Source organism: Acinetobacter sp. 243_ASPC (assembly GCF_001054715.1).
Classification (GTDB): Bacteria; Pseudomonadota; Gammaproteobacteria; order Pseudomonadales; family Moraxellaceae; genus Acinetobacter; species Acinetobacter soli.
The window spans coordinates 1-901 of record NZ_JVOR01000072.1 but is presented as its reverse complement, the minus strand read 5'-3'; the positions used below and the strand labels follow the sequence as shown (position 1 = coordinate 901).

The following is a 901-nucleotide window of genomic DNA, read 5'->3' as shown; positions in this document are numbered from 1 at the left end:
TGCACGATACAGGTAAGTCCATCGCCCCTTCACTTTGATATAAGGTAAGCGTCCGCTGAATCCCATACCAATTTTTTAATTCGATTTAGGTTTCCAGCAGTGTGGCAGTAACTCTTCAATCTGGGTCACTTTATGTGTCGGTAGCTTTTTCAGCACATCACTTAAATAGGCATACGGATCCAAGCCATTCAGCTTTGCTGACTGGATTAAAGTCATGATATTTGCCGCTCGCTGTCCACTGCGCAGCGAACCTGCAAACAACCAGTTCTTACGGCCCAATGCCCAGGGACGCATTGAGTTCTCTGCCCAGTTATTGTCAATGGGTAGATTGCCATCATCCAGATAGCGGCTTAAGGCTGGCCAACGCTTCAGACTGTAATTGATCGCCTTGGCGGTTGGAGAACTCGATGGCACCGTCAGATCATGTTGGTTGAGCCATTCATACAGTTGTTGCATCACCGGTTGGCTGTGCTGTTGTCGGTATTCGCGGCGGTGTTCTGCTGTACTATCGGTCTTTTTCCTGAGTTCTGCTTCTATGGCATACAGTTTCTGAATCAGCACTAATGCCTGTTCAGCGATCTGACTTTTCCCGGTCACATGCAGTTCATGAAATTTACGACGTGCATGTGCCATGCAGCCCACCTCAATGACATCGCCTGATTTAAAGCGTGCTTTATAACCACTGTAATCATCACAGACCAGATGGCCCTGCCAGCCATTCAGGAAGGCACTGTTGCAAATAGTGATTTGAGTCGATGATGTTCCCTTTAAAAAGTGCTTAGAGACCGAAAACCCTGTTGATTAGACACACTTCACCCTGAGGCTGACCATAATAAAATGACGATGCTTGTCCTTTACGTAGTGCACGCATGACTTCAATACCTTTAATTGTGGCATAAGC

General features: G+C 46.7%; 2 pseudogenes. Both read right to left on the bottom strand.

Annotated elements, in window-relative coordinates:
• Positions 1–75 precede the first annotated feature (75 nt).
• A pseudogene (locus ADA42_RS07375) lies at positions 76–726 on the bottom strand (IS66-like element ISAba46 family transposase); the annotation flags it as partial.
• A gap of 52 nt (positions 727–778) precedes the next feature.
• Positions 779–901 (bottom strand): annotated as a pseudogene (locus ADA42_RS07370) (IS6 family transposase); the annotation flags it as partial.